This is a genomic window from Flavobacterium sp. Sr18, assembly GCF_011064265.1.
Classification (GTDB): Bacteria; Bacteroidota; Bacteroidia; order Flavobacteriales; family Flavobacteriaceae; genus Flavobacterium; species Flavobacterium petrolei.
Genome location: NZ_CP049329.1, coordinates 313,744 through 333,313, shown reverse-complemented (window position 1 = coordinate 333,313; position 19,570 = coordinate 313,744). Strand labels below are relative to the sequence as shown.

20 protein-coding genes and 1 pseudogene are annotated in these 19,570 nt (G+C 32.4%); 9 read left to right on the top strand and 12 right to left on the bottom strand.

What is annotated here, in order from left to right:
- Positions 1-32 precede the first annotated feature (32 nt).
- The 4 genes from G7A72_RS01580 (at position 33) to G7A72_RS01565 (ending at position 4,113) form a co-directional block, all read left to right on the top strand.
- Complete coding sequence (locus G7A72_RS01580; protein ID WP_165151166.1) at positions 33-1,004, top strand: deoxyhypusine synthase family protein; 972 nt, start codon at positions 33-35, stop codon at positions 1,002-1,004.
- A gap of 9 nt (positions 1,005-1,013) precedes the next feature.
- Complete coding sequence (locus G7A72_RS01575; protein WP_165151165.1) at positions 1,014-1,418, top strand: DNA primase; 405 nt, start codon at positions 1,014-1,016, stop codon at positions 1,416-1,418.
- A gap of 87 nt (positions 1,419-1,505) precedes the next feature.
- Complete coding sequence (recQ, locus tag G7A72_RS01570; RefSeq protein WP_165151164.1) at positions 1,506-3,617, top strand: DNA helicase RecQ; 2,112 nt, start codon at positions 1,506-1,508, stop codon at positions 3,615-3,617.
- Positions 3,618-3,636: 19 nt separating this feature from the next.
- Positions 3,637-4,113 carry a DNA-deoxyinosine glycosylase gene (locus tag G7A72_RS01565; protein ID WP_165151163.1) on the top strand — a complete coding sequence of 159 codons (477 nt, stop codon included), beginning with the start codon at positions 3,637-3,639 and terminating at the stop codon, positions 4,111-4,113.
- Position 4,114: 1 nt separating this feature from the next.
- Here G7A72_RS01565 and G7A72_RS01560 read toward each other — a convergent pair whose 3' ends face one another.
- The 4 genes from G7A72_RS01560 to G7A72_RS01545 form a co-directional block, all read right to left on the bottom strand.
- The gene (locus G7A72_RS01560; protein WP_165151162.1) at positions 4,115-4,630 is read right to left on the bottom strand and encodes a DinB family protein; all 516 of its coding nucleotides are present in this window, start codon (positions 4,628-4,630) and stop codon (positions 4,115-4,117) included.
- An 11-nt stretch (positions 4,631-4,641) separates the two neighbouring features.
- The gene (locus G7A72_RS01555; protein ID WP_165151161.1) at positions 4,642-7,227 is read right to left on the bottom strand and encodes a phosphoenolpyruvate carboxylase; all 2,586 of its coding nucleotides are present in this window, start codon (positions 7,225-7,227) and stop codon (positions 4,642-4,644) included.
- Between the two features lie 92 nt (positions 7,228-7,319).
- Positions 7,320-7,799, bottom strand: coding sequence for an Lrp/AsnC family transcriptional regulator (locus G7A72_RS01550; protein ID WP_072943262.1), 480 nt, complete (start codon positions 7,797-7,799; stop codon positions 7,320-7,322).
- A gap of 76 nt (positions 7,800-7,875) precedes the next feature.
- Positions 7,876-9,030, bottom strand: coding sequence for a M14 metallopeptidase family protein (locus G7A72_RS01545; RefSeq protein WP_165151160.1), 1,155 nt, complete (start codon positions 9,028-9,030; stop codon positions 7,876-7,878).
- A gap of 311 nt (positions 9,031-9,341) precedes the next feature.
- On the opposite strand from G7A72_RS01545, the gene G7A72_RS01540 reads away from it, so the two are divergent.
- Positions 9,342-9,818, top strand: a complete 477-nt coding sequence (locus tag G7A72_RS01540) for a helix-turn-helix transcriptional regulator (RefSeq protein WP_113665831.1) — start codon at positions 9,342-9,344, stop codon at positions 9,816-9,818.
- A gap of 102 nt (positions 9,819-9,920) precedes the next feature.
- Here G7A72_RS01540 and G7A72_RS01535 read toward each other — a convergent pair whose 3' ends face one another.
- A complete protein-coding gene (locus G7A72_RS01535; RefSeq protein ID WP_165151159.1) occupies positions 9,921-10,475 on the bottom strand; it encodes a 1-acyl-sn-glycerol-3-phosphate acyltransferase in 555 nt (184 codons plus the stop codon).
- A 61-nt stretch (positions 10,476-10,536) separates the two neighbouring features.
- On the opposite strand from G7A72_RS01535, the gene G7A72_RS01530 reads away from it, so the two are divergent.
- Entirely contained in the window at positions 10,537-11,202 is a 666-nt protein-coding gene (locus G7A72_RS01530; protein WP_165151158.1) for a spermidine synthase, read from the top strand.
- A 97-nt stretch (positions 11,203-11,299) separates the two neighbouring features.
- Positions 11,300-12,010 (top strand): potassium channel family protein, encoded by a 711-nt coding sequence (locus G7A72_RS01525; protein WP_165151157.1) that lies wholly within the window; start codon positions 11,300-11,302, stop codon positions 12,008-12,010.
- Here G7A72_RS01525 and kdsB read toward each other — a convergent pair whose 3' ends face one another.
- The 7 genes and pseudogenes from kdsB to G7A72_RS01490 all read right to left on the bottom strand — a co-directional run bounded on the left by kdsB (position 12,011) and on the right by G7A72_RS01490 (position 17,723).
- Complete coding sequence (gene kdsB / locus G7A72_RS01520; RefSeq protein WP_165151156.1) at positions 12,011-12,736, bottom strand: 3-deoxy-manno-octulosonate cytidylyltransferase; 726 nt, start codon at positions 12,734-12,736, stop codon at positions 12,011-12,013.
- A 66-nt stretch (positions 12,737-12,802) separates the two neighbouring features.
- On the bottom strand, positions 12,803-13,489 hold the full coding sequence (locus G7A72_RS01515) for a GNAT family N-acetyltransferase (RefSeq protein WP_113665836.1): 687 nt from the start codon (positions 13,487-13,489) through the stop codon (positions 12,803-12,805).
- 75 nt (positions 13,490-13,564) lie between these two features.
- Positions 13,565-13,744, bottom strand: a pseudogene (locus G7A72_RS01510) (cytidylyltransferase domain-containing protein); the annotation flags it as partial.
- A 141-nt stretch (positions 13,745-13,885) separates the two neighbouring features.
- Complete coding sequence (locus G7A72_RS01505) at positions 13,886-14,941, bottom strand: hypothetical protein (protein ID WP_165151155.1); 1,056 nt, start codon at positions 14,939-14,941, stop codon at positions 13,886-13,888.
- A 102-nt stretch (positions 14,942-15,043) separates the two neighbouring features.
- Positions 15,044-15,874 (bottom strand): 4,5-DOPA dioxygenase extradiol, encoded by an 831-nt coding sequence (gene ygiD / locus G7A72_RS01500; protein WP_165151154.1) that lies wholly within the window; start codon positions 15,872-15,874, stop codon positions 15,044-15,046.
- 20 nt (positions 15,875-15,894) lie between these two features.
- Positions 15,895-16,290 carry a VOC family protein gene (locus G7A72_RS01495; RefSeq protein ID WP_165151153.1) on the bottom strand — a complete coding sequence of 132 codons (396 nt, stop codon included), beginning with the start codon at positions 16,288-16,290 and terminating at the stop codon, positions 15,895-15,897.
- An 11-nt stretch (positions 16,291-16,301) separates the two neighbouring features.
- Positions 16,302-17,723 carry an ATP-dependent RecD-like DNA helicase gene (locus tag G7A72_RS01490; RefSeq protein WP_165151152.1) on the bottom strand — a complete coding sequence of 474 codons (1,422 nt, stop codon included), beginning with the start codon at positions 17,721-17,723 and terminating at the stop codon, positions 16,302-16,304.
- A 308-nt stretch (positions 17,724-18,031) separates the two neighbouring features.
- On the opposite strand from G7A72_RS01490, the gene G7A72_RS01485 reads away from it, so the two are divergent.
- Positions 18,032-18,841: a DUF3822 family protein gene (locus G7A72_RS01485; protein WP_165151151.1), complete on the top strand. Its 810-nt coding sequence runs from the start codon at positions 18,032-18,034 to the stop codon at positions 18,839-18,841.
- Positions 18,838-19,434 (top strand): RsmD family RNA methyltransferase, encoded by a 597-nt coding sequence (locus G7A72_RS01480; RefSeq protein ID WP_113665843.1) that lies wholly within the window; start codon positions 18,838-18,840, stop codon positions 19,432-19,434. The genes G7A72_RS01485 and G7A72_RS01480 overlap by 4 nt, the downstream gene beginning before the upstream one ends.
- Positions 19,435-19,570 lie beyond the last annotated feature (136 nt).

Here is a 19,570-nt window from a genome sequence, read left to right as displayed (position 1 = left end):
GTTTTGATTTCTAAGCATTTAAATTTTAAAAAATGAGCAAAGGACCAATCAGTCAGTTTATAGAAAAGCATTATTTGCATTTCAATTCTGCATCTTTAGTTGACGCAGCTAAGGCATACGAAGAACAATTAGCCAATGGTTCAAAAATGATGGTGAGCATGGCTGGCGCTATGAGTACTGCCGAGATTGGAAAAATATTTTCTGAAATTATTCGTCAGGATAAAGTCCATATCATTTCGTGTACTGGAGCAAATCTAGAGGAAGATATCATGAATCTTGTAGCTCATTCTCATTATGAAAGGGTTCCAAATTATCGTGATTTGACTCCGCAAGATGAATGGGATTTATTGGAAAGAGGTTTAAACCGTGTAACAGATACTTGTATTCCGGAACATGAAGCTTTCCGTCGTTTGCAAAAGCATATTTACAAAATCTGGAAAGATGCTGATGATAAAGGAGAAAGATATTTTCCTCATGAGTTTATGTACAAAATGTTACTTTCAGGTGTTCTTGAAGAATATTATGAAATTGACTTAAAAGACAGTTGGATGTATGCAGCTGCTGAGAAAAATTTACCTATTATTGTACCGGGATGGGAAGACAGTACCATGGGAAATATATTTGCATCGTATGTAATTAAAGGAGATTTGAAAGCTTCTACAATGAAATCCGGTATTGAATATATGGTTTTCTTATCAGATTGGTATCCAAAAAACAGTACCAATGGTGTAGGTTTCTTCCAAATTGGTGGTGGTATTGCTGGAGATTTTCCAATATGTGTGGTGCCAATGTTGTACCAAGATATGGAAATGCATGACATTCCTTTCTGGAGCTATTTCTGCCAGATTTCAGATTCAACGACCAGTTATGGTTCGTATTCTGGAGCAGTGCCAAATGAAAAAATAACTTGGGGTAAATTAGACATTAAAACTCCTAAGTTTATTATTGAGTCAGATGCTACCATTGTAGCACCTTTAATTTTCGCTTATTTATTAGATCTATAGAATAATTTTATGAAAAGAGTAATTGTTGATTACGCAAAACTTACCAATGAAATTTTAAACCTATTGGTGGACAAATTTCCAGATGGTTATGATGATTCAAACATTATTAGTTTTAGAAACGCTAAAAATGAATTGGTTGAAGCGGTTGAAGTTCGAACTGAAGACACTATTTATTTAGTAAAAGTGAGCACTAAACTTGCTGATAGAATTGAAAATTATGATGAAGATGATGAAATCCTTATTGATGAAGTTGTTGAACCGATCAAAGGTCTAGATTTAGACGATGATATTGATGACGACGATGAAGACGACGCTGTCGACAAACCGGATTCTGATTCAGGAGATGATGAGGATGACGAAGATGCTGATGAAAAAGATTTTTCAGATGAAGATGATGATGAAGATGAGGATTAATTAATCCTGTTTTAAATATACTTATAAAAAGGAACTCATTCACGAGTTCCTTTTTTTATAACTTTAGACTTCTAAATATACGCCAAAATGACTCAGCAAATTTTATATGCCAAACTCAAAGAAAACTTTGGTTTTGAAAAATTCAGACCCAACCAAGAGGAAATAATAAACTGTGTTCTCTCTGGGCAAGATACATTGGCAATTATGCCTACAGGTGGTGGGAAATCAATTTGTTTTCAATTACCAGCATTACTTTTTCCCGGAATTACAATCGTAATTTCCCCGCTTATCGCTTTGATGAAAGATCAAGTTGATGGCTTGAAAGCAAATGGAATTGAAGCCTGTTTTATCAACAGCAGTCAAACCGAAGACGAACGTCAATTTTATATCGAAAGCTTAAAATCGAATACAATTAAGCTCGTTTACATTGCTCCAGAAAGCTTGTCATTTCTGGATAATATTTTCAATAGTTTAACCATAAGTCTTATCGCTATTGATGAAGCGCATTGCATTTCATCTTGGGGACATGATTTCAGACCAGCATATACAAATCTTGGATATCTAAAAAATCGCTTCCCTTCTACTCCAATCTTAGCTTTAACTGCCACTGCTGATAAAGCTACACGTAAGGATATTAGCGAACAATTAAATCTAAAAAACCCGAAATTATTTGTTGCTTCTTTTGATCGAAAAAATTTAAGTTTAGAAGTGCGTCCCGCTTTAGACAGAGTCAAACAAATAATAGATTTCATCCAAGAAAAACCAAACGAATCCGGGATTGTATATTGCTTGAGCAGAAAAACAACCGAAGAATTAGCCGAAAAATTACAAAAAATCGGCATTAGTGCTAAGGCCTATCACGCCGGTTTAGACAATAAAATTCGCTCGAAAACACAAGATGAATTTATCAATGATGATTGCAAAGTAGTATGTGCAACCATTGCTTTTGGGATGGGAATTGATAAATCAAATGTTCGTTGGGTGATCCATTACAACTTGCCGAAAAATATTGAAGGTTATTATCAGGAAATTGGTCGTGCAGGTCGCGATGGTTTGCCATCAGAAACCGTATTGTTCGAAAGTTATGGCGATGTGATTCAATTGCAAAAATTTGCTTCTCAAGGTTTAAACGCCGAAGTACAACTTGCCAAACTGGAGCGAATGAAACAATATGCCGATGCGTTGAGTTGTCGCAGAAAAATATTGCTCTCCTATTTTGGCGAACTCGTTACAGAAAATTGTGGAAATTGTGATATCTGTAAAAATCCACCGCTTTTTTTCGATGGAACCATAATTGCTCAAAAAGCATTGTCGGCAATTATTCGATTACAGGAAACAGAACCATTACCTGTAATCATTGACTTTTTGCGCGGTTCCAAAAATGCGTATATCTATGAAAAAGAATACCAAAACCTTAAAACATATGGTGTTGGTGTTGATCTTTCATGGTTTGACTGGAATCAATATTTAATACAATTGATAAATCTTGGGTACTGTGAGATTGCTTTTCATAAACAAAATAAAATTCGACTTACTTCTTTAGCTAAAAAAGTATTGTTTGAAGGCGAAAAAGTACAGCTGACTACGGTTCAAAAAATCAATATCGAGAAGCAAGAAATCAAAGAAACAAAAAGCAAATCAGTAGCTAATTCGCTTTTTGAAACATTGAGGAAATTACGCTACGAAATTTCCAAAGAAGAATCTGTTCCAGCTTATGTAATTTTCAGTGATGCGGCTTTGCGCCAAATGGAAACTGAAAGACCGATGAGTGAGAATGAATTACTGGCAATTGATGGTGTTGGTAAAGCAAAATTGGAAAAATATGGTGATGCTTTTATAAAAGTTATTCAAGATTTCCAAAAAGCAAAAGGTACTAAAAAGAAAAAAGAAGCCACAACCTACAAAGAAACATTGGAACTTTATAAAAACGAATTTTCTGTCGAGGAAATTGCTCAAAAAAGAAAATTAGGATTAAGTACGATTATGTCCCATTTAGCGAAACTGTATGTTGACGGAGCAGACATAGATTTAGAATCGTTTATCTCAAAAGAAGAAGTTTCGCAAATTGCAGAAGCACAAATAAAACTTGAATCACCAAATGCCTTGAAGCCCTATTTTAATTATTTTGAAGAAAAAATAGATTATGGAAAAATCCGATTGGCATTAGCTGTAATAGAAAAAGAGAATGCTGTACTTTAATTGAATGATATGATATGATATGATACAATCCTTTCCTCCTTTTATAAATTCTCAAACCAAAATTTTGATTTTAGGAACTATGCCTGGCATTGCATCACTGGAAAAGCAGGAATATTATGCACACAAAAGAAATCATTTCTGGAAAATAATGTACACGTTGCTGGATAATTTACCAATATCTGAAATCTTCGAAGAAAAGATACAATTACTCCAAGCAAACAACATTGGGCTTTGGGATGTTTTAGAAAATTGCGAAAGAAAAGGAAGCTTGGACATCCATATCAAAAATCAAAAAGAAAATGATTTTGAAACATTATTCAAACAATTCCCCGGAATCACTACAATCATGTTTAACGGAAAAGAAAGCCATAAATACTTTCTGAAAAAATTTGGACAAATAAAAGGCATCACGTATTATGTGATGCCTTCTACTAGTCCTGCAAATACTATGTCATTTGACAACAAGCTAAAAATCTGGTCAACCGGTTTTCAATAAATTATAAATACCTTTCCTGAAAAACCTTTTGATGGTGTTTCTGATGCCCAATCATAATAAAACCGATCGCACGAACCGACACAGCAGCATTTGAAGCAGTTCCAATTCTCTTTAATTGTTCTTCAGATAAACTTTTAAAAAGAAACAAATTCGAATGTCGCACAGCTGAAAATTCAGTTAGCAAATCTTGAATACTTCTATTGGTAGCTTGAGTATTGTTTACATAATCATTTTCATCAAAACCTGGTAAAGGCGTTTGGTCATTTCGGGAAATACGCAAGGCACGATACGCAAAAATACGCTCGGTATCTATGACATGCTGAATAATTTCTCTGATATCCCACTTCCCTTCTGCATACCTATAATCAAATTTATCCATTGGGATATTTTGCACAAAACGGATAAAATCATGCAATGAAATTTCTAATTCTTCTATCAAATTCACGTCTCCCAAAGCGTTTACATAAGGAGCATAAAAAGGAGCATATTCATTTGTTGGCAATTGTGTTGACATCATTTTTTTATCGTTTAAGCAGAGTTTCTACTAGCATTTGTATTTCCAAAAAGAGAACGAGTCACTATTTTTTCGTACACTTTTATTAACGCTTCATCTGGTTGAGCTTCTTTGTTTAACTCATTAATTCGCAATAAAGCATATTGTTGTATTGTCAACAATGGCAATACAATACGCTCTCTTATTTGTATTGATGCTTTACCATCAGGATAATTTTCCATCAATTCTTTATGGCCCGCAATTTTCAAAAGTAATCGTTTTGTTTCTAAAAATTCGTCATAAATAATTTGCCAAAAAGCACCAAACTGAGGGTCTTTTTTCATGTAAGCTGTCAGTGGGAAAAATGACTTAGCCAATGACATCATACTATTTTCTAACAAGGTTTTAAAGAATAATGAATTGTCATATAAGTCCTGAACTTTACTCCATTGATTTGTATCCTCAAAATGTTTGAGCGCCGTACCTACACCGAAAAATCCGGGTACATTCTGCTTCAACTGGCTCCAAGAACCCACAAAAGGAATCGCACGTAAATCAGCGAAATCTAAATGTTCTGATTTACTTCTTTTGGATGGTCGGCTTCCAATATTCGTTTTAGCGTAATATTTCAGCGTACTCATTTGTTCCAAATAAGGAATGAATTTTGGATGATTTTTAAAGCTCAAATACTTTTCATAACCAAATCCTGCCAATTGATCCAATATATTTTTTTCGTCTAAGGTCAATTCATTTTGTCCTTTGCTAAAAACCTGATTGGTTACACCAGCACTTAATAAATTCTCCAAGTTATAACGACAAGAATCTAAAGTTCCAAAATTAGAACTAATCGTTTGTCCTTGAACTGTAACTTGAATTTCATTGTTTTCAATATTTGGCCCCAATGAAGCATAGAATTTATGTGTTTTTCCACCACCACGAGCTGGAGGTCCACCACGACCGTCAAAGAAAATTGCTTTTACACCATATTTTCTGGAAATCGCAGTAAGTTCTTCTTTTGCCTTATAAATACTCCAATTCGCCATTAAATAACCTCCGTCTTTTGTTCCGTCAGAGAAACCAAGCATGATGGTTTGTTTGTTGTTTCTACTGGCTAAATGTGCCGCATAAGTTGGATTCGTATACAATTTCTCCATGATTTCATGCGCATTTTGTAAATCATCAACCGATTCAAAAAGCGGAATAATATCAACTGGAGGATTCTCCCAATTACTCAAACGGAATAACGCAAAAGTTTCCATAACATTCAATGCGCTTTCATTATTGCTAATTATGTAGCGGTTGGCACCAAATTCACCATTATTTTCCTGAATTGTTTTTATCGCCTGAATGGATTCGATTGTCAAACGAGTCATCTCATTCGGAAAAACAGCCGCATCAAGATTTCCGCTTACATTTGATAAGACCTTTAGCTTATCTTCTTCTTTTAATTCAAAATAATTTTTCGGAAAAACATCAGGATCAGCTTTCAGATAAAATTCAACAACGTCATTAAACACAGCATCATGAATTTTACTATTCTGACGAATGTCTAAAGATGCAAAATGAAACCCAAATAAATTTACTTTTATCAGAAGCGCTTCCAATTCATCTAAATATAACGATTGATGTTGATCAATAATAATTTGTTTTATTTTACTCAACTGTGATTTAAATTCGTCAAGAGTAATGAAAATTTCTCCTTTGGAATAAAATACAGACCTGTAAAGTTTTTGTTCCAGTTCAGTAACCAAAGTATCTACACCAGAGAAAGTTAGTTTTCTTTTTAAATCCCTCATTTCGATGTAATAACATTTCAAAATCGAAGTTCGCAAGCGTTCCGCTACTTTCAAAGTTATTTCGGTTGTTACAAATGGATTCCCATCACGATCACCACCAGGCCAAAAACCAAGCTTAATCAAAGGATTTTTTATGGAGTTTCCGTTAAAAATATTTTTTTGAAGATAGTGCACCATCTCACCGGAAGTATGATAAAATACATTTTCAAGATACCAGATCAAACTTACTGCTTCATCAAAAGGATTTGGTTTTTCGTTTTGAATAAAAGGAGTTTTACCTAATTGAGCCAGCAATTGCTTAATGTTCAGTAAGTCATTTTTACGAATCGCTTCTGTCAAATCATTGATAATTCCAAGCACAGCACCAGGATAAAACTGTGTAGGATGCGCAGTTAAAACTGTTCTAACATTGAAATCTTCCAGAAAATCGACCAATTCGTCTTCTTTGTCTTTTGCATCTGATTTTTCCTTAATATCTCTCAACGATCCTCTTCCCTCCATATTATTAACAACCGGAAAAGCAGCATCTTCAATAGCATCAAACAGAACAATCTGACGTTCGATATATTGAATAAAACGAAACATGATATCAATCTTATCTGATTCTGAAGGATCGTGTAAATACCTTTTTGCAAAAAAATCAACAATCTCCTTAGGAGTTTCTTGTTTTTTGAATCCTGTATCGCAAATATCTGTAAATAAAGGCAGTAAAGCTCCCGTATTATCTATGGATTGAAAGGGCAATGTAATAAATACACTATTATAAATGTTGTATTTAGAGAGAACATCCTGGTTGAAACGTTCAATTTTAGGTAATGTGTACATAGTCTAGTTGTAGTTGGTTTAGTTAATTTCTCATAAAAAAACCCCAAGAATTAACTTGAGGTTATATTTATATATAGCGCATTCAAGATTAATTACATATTTTTGAAAATAGTATGCATCAACCGCTTCTTATCATTTATGCTTTCCTCTAGTGAGATCATCGTTTCAGTTCTGTAAACTCCATCAATATCGTCAATCATAAAGATAACATCTTTAGCATGTTTAGTATCTTTTGCTCTAATTTTACAAAAGATATTAAATTTCCCTGTAGTAACAGAAGCTACCGTTACAAAAGGAATTTCATTGATTCGTTCCAAAACAAATTTTGTTTGTGACGTATTGTTTAGAAAAACACCTACATAAGCGATAAAAGAATATCCCAATTTGTCATAATCAAGCACTAATGAAGATCCCATTATGATACCGGCGTCCTCCATTTTTTTAACTCTGACATGGACAGTTCCTGCAGAAATCAATAATTTTTTTGCAATATCCGTAAATGGAACTCTTGTATTGTCTATCAACATATCTAAAATCTGGTGATCTACTTCATCTAAACGAAATTTACTCATAACTCTTTAATTAATATTATTAATTGCTTTAACAAAGTATAAAAATATACATAAAAACAATAAAAAGACAAAAATATTATATTTTTATCATTCCGTTAACAATTTTTATGTTATTATCTAAATAAAAATCAGCTTTTTGGTTTAATTTAGGAATTGAATCAAAATCATCTTTATAAAGTGCTCCTTCAGCATCGTATTCAAAATGACCAAAATAATTTTCTAAATCGCCTATCTGTGATACATAAGCATTAAAACAAATCTGATTTTCAATTAACTCTTCTTTGTATTGTGCTGCAAAATTGGTGATTATTTCGATACCATCATAATTTATTTTGATGTTTTTATACATTAAATCATAAAAAACGACTTTATTTTGAGGAATATTCAAATATTTGTCAATTCCGTTGCTAACTATATCGTTTTCGCTAAGTATGGTAAAACTTGAAATTAGCGCCATAAAAACATATTTACGCGTCTCCTCTCTTTGATAATCGTTTGCAAAATGACCCGCTTCAAACAATAATGTAGGTACGCCCAGATATTGAAATGTATCACCAATACAGTTTATGTTGAAAGAATCATCAAAACGACCAATTTGATTCGGTAAATACTTCTGAAGCTCTTCATTTATACTTGCAATCAAATTAATAGCCTTTAATCTCGATTCGTTTACTTCTCTTTCTTCATTATAAGAAGGCGCCAAAAATGATAAAGTAGCCGGCTTACCAGTATCGCTTACGCCAAAAATAGTGCGCTGATCATGAAGATTAAAGCAATAATCTGGTTTAAAAGATTCAAAAACTTCTCTTAAAATCTTACTTTCTGGCTGTGTAAGCGCTTGCGAATCGCGATTTAAATCAACTTTATTAGCATTTTCTCTGGTATATAATGTGGCACCGTCAGGATTCAACATTGGAATACTGCAAAAAGTAAAAGTATTTAATAATAGTTGTGCCAATTGTGAACCGCTTTGCAACACATTCAAAAAATCAAATAGTGCCTTTGTAGTCGTACTTTCATTACCATGCATTTGTGACCAAAGGAAAATTTTAGTTTTACCTTCTCCAATTTCATATGAATAAATCGACTTTCCTAAAACTGATTTTCCAATAATTTGAAGTTGATTATTGGTATTTAATTTTTGTAATAACGGTTCAATAGAATCTAAAGTAATGTAACGACCGTGAATAGTTTCTTCTTTATATTGACTAAATAATTGTTCTAAATCCATGCTGTTTTATTTGATTTACAAAAGTAAACATCTTTATATTTACATTTGTAAACAAATAAGATTTCAACTATTTCAATCCTGTAAACACATCTTTGCCTTTTAAGTGAGTCCTTTTACTACTTGCGGTTAACAAATGTTATATAATAATTAATTAGTATCTAATTAACATATTATCAATTACTTATAATTAATCACATTATCTTATACTTTATGTTAATTAGTATAATAAATGCTATTTACACTTGTAATATTGGTTATTTGACAACTTTTGATTACATTTGTAAATAGTTAATTCATATCAATAATTTACAATGGTAAACATCGAGGATTTTATAAAAAGATTAGAAATCATACTGGATTACTACAGCTTGAATGCTTCTTCTTTTGCGGATAAAATTGGTGTACAGCGCTCCAGTTTGTCTCACCTACTCTCAGGAAGAAACAAACCTAGCTTGGATTTTATTCTTAAAATATTAGAGGTTTTTCCTGATGTAGATTTGTATTGGATATTGAACGGAAAAGGAACTTTTCCTAAAAACTCGGAGCAGTTTGATAAAACAGTAAACAACGTTGAGCAAGTTGTAAAACAAAATATTCCTGCTCCAGCTTCTGCTGATATAATTCCTGAGAATCTATTTTCCGAAATAAAAATTCCAAATCCGATTCCTGCATTGGAAACAAAAAAAATAGAAAATAAAAATAGCCCTAAAGAATCCGATTCAACTGAAATAGATAAAATCGTAATTTTTTATAAAAATGGAACTTTTAAAAGTTATGTTCCCGATTAAAAAAAGAACCCCAATTCGGAATTTCGAATTGGGGTTCTCATACATTATTTTGCCATAACAATTATTTTTACAATAAATTGAATTTATTGTTTACACTGTCATTTATTCAAATGAATATCCGTTTTCCGGAATTTTACCTTTTACACCTTTATAGTGTTTCTTCAAAACTGCCATATCACTTTCGAGATCGCCAGTTGGTAAAACTGGATTTCCTAAGTTCACTTCTTTTCTTCCAAAATCAAATGTGACCGGAATTATAGGAACATTTGCTTTTAAAGCGATATAATAAAATCCTGTTTTTAGTTCGGTAACTTTTTCACGAGTTCCTTCTGGGGCAACAGCCAAACGAAAAATTTCTTTTCTTTGAAAAATAGCAGCGATAGAATCCACTTTATTCAAACCGCCAGAACGGTCTAATGGTTCGCCACCCATATATCTAAAATAAAATCCGAAAGGAAAACGAAACAATTCCTTTTTACCCACCCAATTCATTTCTAATCCGGTGATGCCTCTGGTAAAAATACCCAAATAAAAATCATGCGCACTCGTATGCGGCATCACCATCATGACACATTTTTTAATATTTGCGTCAATTCCTCCCACTATTTTCCATCCCATGAGCCTGAAAAATATCCATTTGTAAAATTGTTTCTTCATTCTTTCTTATTTCACACAAAATAAATAATTTAAATCTTATTTTTGAGTAAAACTGCCAATAATGATTAAAAAAATATTCAGTTATCTCATTCCAATAAAAATTTATGAAACAAAATCTTCATTGAGCAAATCGATTGAAGTCACTTGGGCAAATGGTGAATTAGTTTTAGACTCGGAAAATGCCAATTATTCGTATGGCAGTTTACAACGTATTTTAAGATTGGGGTTAAAAAATATTGGCTTCGAAAAGATAGTTCCCATGAAACATATTCTTGTTTTGGGAGTTGCAGGCGGAAGTGTGATTAAGACCTTGGTGGACGAAATAAAATATAAAGGGAAAATTACCGGAGTTGAAATTGACCCCGAAATAATTAAAATAGCCAATACCTATTTTAAATTAGACGAAATTGAAAATCTTGAAATTGTAATTGATGATGCTTTCGAATTTGTTCTAAAAACCAAAACCAAATACGATTTAATTATTATTGATATTTTTCAAGATATAACAATGCCTAATTTCTTGTTTGAAACTTTTTTTATCAATAGAGTTTGCTCTCTTTTAAAAAGTCATGGTTTTATACTTTTCAATACCATGTTATTAAATGAAAGCCAAAATTTAAGAAATAAAAAATACGTTTCCGAGTTTTACAAAGATAAATTTCAGATTAAGACCATTCCCAGACTTGAAGTTCATAACGAACTAATTCTAATTGAGAAACTGAGTTAAATCATTAATTTTTTTTGTCAAAATTCACAATGGAATTCTGGTCAAGCAACACAATTATTTTGTAACCTTACATAGCGTTATTTAACACTTTGCTGGAATGAAAAAAAATTTAAAAAAACTACTTCTGGGAAAAACGTCAAAGGGCGTGCAACCTAAATTTAATCCTATCCAAAAACGGATTCAGAATATTCAATCCATTTGGAATAACGATCATCAGGAAGACAACGGGATTGAAAAAATTGTCCGTTTAATATTGGCTTCGTCCCAATTACTTTTTCCAGGGATTTACATTAAATATTGGGCCAGCAAGAAGGGAGTTGAATACCAAGATTTAGCTTTAGACTTTTATGTTTTATTAAAAGTAATTTTTCCAATAATGATTTTAGTAAATCATTGGCAAAGCCATCAGTGGATTATTTGGATTCTTGTTTATGTTTTTTTGGAAACTGTTTTTTATATTCCAACACTGATTTTTGCTTCTGATTTATTTTCAAAACCACGCTCATACAAGAGATCCATGTTGTTGCTTTTCTTTAACTATTTAGAGATTGCATTTGCGTACGCAGTCTTTTATTCTGTTGGAAATTATATGAACAAACCGTTTTTCCATTGGTTTGATTCTATTTATTTCAGCATTGTAACTTCCTCTTCCATCGGCTATGGCGACTACCATCCCATTACACCAATAGGGAAATTTCTAGTTACTACACAAGCCTTACTATTTCTGTTTTTCATTGTGCTTTTCTTGAATTTCTTTTCCACCAAAGTAAAAACGAAAGGCTATTTCGATCATGAAAATCTGGAATAATTACAACATTTTTCGCGCTTTTTCCAAATCCTCCGGAGTATCAATTCCGATTCCAACATGAGTCGTTTCGACCATTTTAATTCTTTTTCCAAATTCCAGATAACGCAATTGTTCCAATTTTTCGGATGCCTCCAAAGATTGCATTGGTAAACTATAAAAATCCAATAATGCTTGTTTTCTAAAAGCATAAATCCCGATGTGTTGCATGTAGCGAACGCCTACATTTTTCTCTCTTGGATATGGAATTACCGAACGTGAAAAGTATAATGCGAATCTATTTTGATCCACGACCACTTTTACATTGTTCGGATTATTGATGTCGTCTTCATTAGTGATTTCGCGCATCAACGAAGCTAAATCTACTTTTTTATCCAAATCATTTCTAAAAACTTCAATCACTTTTGCCAAAGGTTCCGCATCGATAAATGGTTCGTCTCCTTGCACATTAATCACAATATCAACGTCCAGATTTTCGACTGCTTCCGCAATTCGATCACTTCCTGATTCGTGTTCTTTGATGCTTTTGATGGCTTTTCCACCGTGAGAAACGATTTCGTCATAAATTAAATCAGAATCTGTTACCACAAAAACATCATCAAACAATTGCGTGTTTATGGCTGCTTCATAAGTTCTTAAAATGACCGTTTTACCTCCCAAATCCTGCATTAGTTTTGCGGGAAATCGTGTCGAAGCGTAACGTGCGGGAATGACTGCTATTATTTTCATTTTATATGGAATTGCTAAAGCGCTAAGTTAGTATGTTTTTAGGATTTACAAAATTGTTCTCAATCCTTAAATTTGCTTCGTGATATTCCAAAAACTAATTTTTCGCCTGGTTGAAAAACCTAATTTCTCGTACAATTGTATTGCACCTTTATTGTCTTCAATCACATGTAAATAAGGAATCTTATTTTGCTTGAAAATTTCATTTACGGTATGGATCACTAATTGTTTGGCGTATCCTTTTCCGGTATGATTGGGATGTGCGACTACTGCGCTTACTTCAATAAAGTCATTCATTTGCATGCGCTCACCAGTCACGCTAACAAGTTCTTCATTTTTGAAAATGCCATAATAATTACCTAATAAAGCGGTTTTCTTTTTAAAATATCCTGGTTGCACCAAATTCACCAACTCATATAAAGCATCAATATGTTCGTCAGTCAGTTTTACAATTGGGTCATTAATGGCAATATCGATTCGATTGTAAACAATCATTTGAAGACAAACCAATTCTTTATTTACCTTCAATAGATTTGAAAGTTCCGGCTTTTCTCCAACAATAAAAAAACTATCAACCATCTCAGAATATTCATCAATAGACTTTGCAATCGCATTTCCCTTTTCAAAACCGCCAAACGGACAATAATCCGAATGATAGAATTTTACACTGCCATAATCTACCGCAAAACTTTGATCCGTTTCTGATAACGAAAACCAAACCGGATTATCTAATTTTTTATCGTCTCGTGTTTTCACAATAATTGGTTTTGATGTTAGTGATAATGATTTACTTTGTTGTCACGAGCGAGACGCTGGCGCTAGTTGGGGAAAAATGACTTCGTCATAAATTAAATCTGAATCTGTTACCACAAAAACATCATCAAACAATTGCGAGTTTATGGCTGCTTCATAAGTTCTTAAAATGACGGTTTTACCACACAAATCCTGCATTAGTTTTGCGGGAAATCGTGTCGAGGCTTAACTTGTGGAAATGACTGCTATTATTTTCATTTATATCTTTTTAATTTGCCACGAAGACGTTAAGTAGCAAAGTTTTAGTTTTTAATTGCTGGTTCGAGGGACTCGCTAGTATCTAACAAAATATATCTTTTATCGATTTATTATAATTGCGATTTGCTATAGTTGTACTTATTAAATTTGACCGTGATTAATAAATTGACCCTCTTTATCTATCAAGAAATTCCTTTTTCCTTCACCTATTTCATTAATGATTGTCTCTCTATTATTAATATTACCTATCAATTCATTAACATAAAGTTTTAAAAATTCTCCTGGTGAGGAAATCCTTTTTGCTTCTTCAATTAAGCAAATATCTTCAGGAATTATTGAAGTGATATAATAATTCCCATCAGATTTAATATTTGATTGATAAACTGGTCTCTCTTTCAAATTAATATTGATATAATTCAAATGAGCTAGAATTTCCCTTAACTGAAAGGAACTTAGTGATCCTTCAATTTTATCAATAAATTCTTTGAACATTATATAACTAAAGGAAGAATCATTTAATACAACAATAATACTAAATTCATTTAATTGTAATAAAACTGATTTAGCTGTTTCACTATCAACATAATCAAAATTTTCTCTATTTCCAATTTTTAATGCTGGAAGAATTAAAACTGTACCATAAACATTTTCGTCTATTTTAGCTTTTGTGTAATGACTTCTTGCAATACAGTGAATATGATGCATATCTTGCCAATAATAATTATCAGCAATAAACCCTGATTTTTTACTTTTATCTCTTTCTAGTAAAAATGAATTATCTTTCAGATGAGTTTTTAGATATATAAGAGCTGCCCATCTAAATAAAAGTTTAAATAAACTTGGATTTTTTTTTAGTTCATCACAGATATCATTATAAGACTTATTTAGTAATTTACTAATTGGAAGCTCGTACGTTTTACCTAATTCAGTATTACATTCTTGACAACATGAAACTTTATAATGTCCATAATTTATTTTTGTACCATTTGGTAGGGTAATTTTTTGAGAGTGTAGTTTGTATTTTTTTAGAATCCAATCAGGAATTATATGCTCATCATTGAATTTTTTTAAATTTGGATTTGCTCCACAAATGAAACAATATTTATTTTCAATAATATTTTTGATAAAGTCTTGCAAACCAAAGAATAGAATTTCTCCTTTAGAATTTATTATTGATCTACTAATATTTTTGTTCATTATGTTTTAATTATTGACAAAAAATTGAATTGACTTTCCAAATAATATTTCTAAAATTATCTGTTGATATACCAAATATAAGATTTATTCCACAAAACCTTCCTACATAATCTTCACCGAAGTCATACTCAACGAACCCGCCAATAACTTGTCATTAAACAAACTCAGTTCTTCGGATTTTCCTTTTAATCCCAAAGTATAAATTAAAGGTAAATAGTGTTCTGGCGTAGGAATAGCTAATTGAAACGCCTTGCTTTGTTTCTCAAAATCAATCAATGGTTGAAAATTCCCATCCAATAAATAGTTGTTCACCGATTCTCTTGCTTCAATTGCCCAATCGTAACCATAATTGTCTTTTTCGAAATTATGAAAATCGACCAATCTCAAATTATGCACAATATTTCCGCTGCCTACAATCAAGATTCCTTTGGTACGCAACGCACTTAATTTTTGAGCCAAGTCAAAATGGTATTGCCCAGATTTTGTATAATCAATACTCAACTGAATCACAGGAACATTCGCTTCCGGATATAAATGCTTAATTACACTCCAAGCACCGTGATCCAAACCCCAATGTTCGTCCAGCTCTACTTCTACCGGAGTCAATAATTGTTTGGTTTCTACTGCTAATTCCGGACTTCCTTTTGCAGGATATTGCACATCGAACAATGCTTGCGGAAAACCGCCGAAGTCGTGAATCGTTCGGGGCATTTCCATTGCAGTAACCTTTGTCCCTTTGGTAAACCAATGCGCCGAAATACATAAAATGGCATTTGGTTGCGGTAACGTTTTAGCCAAATTTCGAAAACCCGTCACAAACTGATTTTCTTCAATTGCGTTCATCGGGCTTCCGTGTCCCAAAAACAAAACCGGCATTTTTTCGGTATTCGAAAAAGAGCCAGATATTTTATGTAAGTCGTTTAATGTGTTCATGTGAATAAAATTTATTTATTCTAATTATCAGCTCGTTCTATTAAATCCCAAAGATTGCCGTAAATATCAGCAAAAACAGCTACTTTGCCATACGCTTCCAAAATAGGTTCTCTAATAATTTCAACTTTATTATCCAATAAATTTTGATAATCTCTTTCAAAATCATCAGTATTCAAAAATAGAAAAACGCGTCCACCCGTTTGATTTCCCACTTTTTCTGACTGTTCTTTAGTTGCTGCTTTTGCCAGAAGCAAACTGAATCCAATGGCACCTTTTGGCGCAACCAAAACCCATCGCTTTATATCATTTAAAACGGTATCTTCAATTAAATCAAAATGTAATTTTTGAGTATAAAAAGCTATCGCCTCATCATAATCAGCAACTACCAAAGCAATATGTGCTATTCTTTGTTTCATTATTTTTAAAATTATTCTACAAAATTCTCATCTTTAAAACCTATCAAATATAATTTATTTTTGGCTCGGGTCATAGCGGTATATAACCAGCGGATGTAATCTCGATTGATTCCATCCGGCAAATACGGTTGTTCTATAAAAACAGTATTCCACTGACCACCTTGTGATTTATGACAGGTTATTGCATACGAAAATTTAACTTGAAGGCCGTTGAAATATTCGTTGGCTTTCACTTTTTGGAATTGTTTGAATTTGGTTTCGCCTTCGTAATCTTTCAACACTTCCTGATACAATCGGTTGGATTCTTCATAGGTCAACGATGGTGATTCACTTTTTATGGTGTCCATTAATAATACCGTTTCAAATGGAATCTGATTGGGGTAATCAATCATTCTAATTTTTACTTTGGCAAACTTAAAACCATACAATTCTTTGATATTGAAAATTTCTAATATTTCGAGAATATCACCATTGGCAATAAAACCCGCTTCATCCGAATCTTTCAACCAAAAATAATTGTTCTTCACCACCATCAGAAAATCGCCAGTGGAAAGTTCGCTTTCTTTATCCAGAATTTTGGTCCGGATTTGCTCATTATATTGATTCGCTCTTTTATTCGAACGAACAATAAAAGCGGTGTCTTCTATACTATAATTACTGTAGGCGGAATTTATGGCATCCTGAATATCATATCCATCGGTCAACCGAACTATATCTTTGAATTTCTTGACATCAAATTTGAATTCATCGATAAAAGAATCTTTCAATAATTCCCGAAGCTCCGTTGCGTTATGCAAAATCCCGGAATTTTCTTCCTGACGCATGACTTCATCCAATTCAATATGTTCTACTTCCTTATCATAATTCATTCCCAAAGTGCGAATGTCAAGTGCGGGACTAATATCTAAATTCACCGGAGGCAACTGAGCCGTATCTCCCAATAAAATCATTTTGCAATTGGTTCCAGAATATACATACGAAATCAAATCATCAAGTAACGAACCGTTTTCATACAACTTAGAATCAGAATTGGTATCCGAAATCATCGATGCTTCATCGACTATAAATATGGTATTCTTGTGTTTGTTTTGTTGTAACGTAAACGAAACGCCTCCACCGGAAGATTTCTTTGGAAAGTATATTTTTTTATGAATTGTAAAAGCCGGTTTGTTCGAATAATTGGCAATTACTTTAGCCGCACGACCCGTTGGCGCCAACAAGACATATTTTTTATTAATGTCTAATAAACTATTTACAATAGTAGATATCACAGTTGTTTTTCCAGTTCCCGCATATCCTTTTAAAACAAAAATGGTTCTATTATCAGTTTCGGTTAAAAAAATAGCGATTTTTTGAAAAAAAATATCCTGTTTATAGGTGGGTTGAAAAGGGAATTTTTTTTGTAAAAGACTATAAAACAGGGAGGAATTCATTTAGCGAAATTTTAATACAAAGTAAGTGAAAAATATCAATTGCAATGGCAAAATTCAATTTCAATAGCAAAGTCTAATGAAAATAAAAATGCTACACCACAATTAGAAATACAAAGCAAAAAAGAATCCCTTTGCCATTTATGAGAAAGTCTATAATTTAAATTGGGTTAATAAATCTTCTGTAAATTGAACTTTGCTATTGTCATTGCAATTGAGTTTTGTAATTGATTTTTGCCATTGCAATTGAATTTTGATAATGAAATTGATTTTTAAATTTGTAAGTTTGCGTTGTTGAAAAAATCAATAGTATGATAAACATAGCCGAAAAAAAATATAAAAAACTTTCCATTCAAGTTTCCTTGACAGGACTTTCTTTTTGTTGTTTTGATACGCTAAATAATACGGTAACTTCATTTAACGAAGTTCATTTTGATACCTTTCATAAAGCCACAAAAATTGAAGAATTGTTTGGTGATGCTTTTAGAGATCATCCGGAATTGAAGGATTCGTATGATGAAATTCTGGTAATTCACAATAATAATCTATCAACGTTTGTTCCTGAACCGTTATTTGATGAGAACTTTTTAGGCAGTTATCTGCAATACAACACAAAAGTTTTTGAAACTGATTTTTTCGCTTTTGATGAAATTCCAAACTATCAAATGAATACGGTTTATATTCCGTATGTGAATATCAATAACTTTTTCATTGACCAATTTGGAGCTTTCGATTACAAACATGCAAATAGCATTTTGGTTTCGAAACTTTTAGTTGCTTCCAAAAATAATGATGATAAAAAAATGTTTGTACATATTAATACAGGTCATTTTGAAGTCATTGTGGTTCAGAACCAAAATTTATTACTTTTCAATTCTTTCGATTACAATACACCAGAAGATTTCTTATATTATATTTTATTCACGGCAGAGCAATTGAACTTAAATCCCGAAAACTTCGCATTGGAATTAATCGGAAATATTAATACCGAAAGTGATTATTTCAAAATCGCTTACAAATACATTCGCAACGTTTCCCTTATTGATGTGGAAGATTTGCGATGGAACAATTATTTTTCTGAGGCCGAAAACAGAAATCATTTTATACTTTTCAACTCATGAGAATCATTTCAGGAAAATACAAAGGAAGACGCATTTTTCCGCCAAAAGGTTTACCCGTTCGTCCTACTACCGATATGTCTAAAGAAGCATTATTCAATGTTTTGAACAACCATTTCAGTTTTGAAGGACTTAAAATATTAGATTTATTCGCAGGAACAGGAAATATCAGTTACGAGTTTGCTTCTCGCGGAAGCACGCCAATCACATCTGTTGATGGTGATTTTGGTTGTGTAAAATTCATCAAACAAGTGGCAGCCGAATATGATTTTAATATTGCAGCTACAAAAAGTGATGTATTCATGTATTTAGAAAGATGTAAAACATCTTACGATATTATTTTTGCAGATCCACCGTATGCTTTAGACCAAAAAACTTTTGAGAAAATTATCTTATTAGTTTTCGAAAAAGAATTGCTTAATGAAGACGGAATGATGGTAATTGAACATTCGAAATATACCAAACTGGATCACATGACGCATTTTTCGTTCCAGAAAAGTTACGGAGGTTCCATTTTTAGTTTTTTCGAAATTGGTTCTGGTGATTCAGAAGATGCTGAAAACGAATCAGAACAAAACGAAGGTGAAGAAGAATAGTCTTGATAGAATATAAAAACAAAAAAGCTCTTGTAATTCCAAGAGCTTTTTTGTTTTTAGCAATCATTTAAAGTAACTTTTTTCCAATTACCAAAAGTAAAGTTTAAAACGGGAACTAATTCGCTGTCATTTTTGT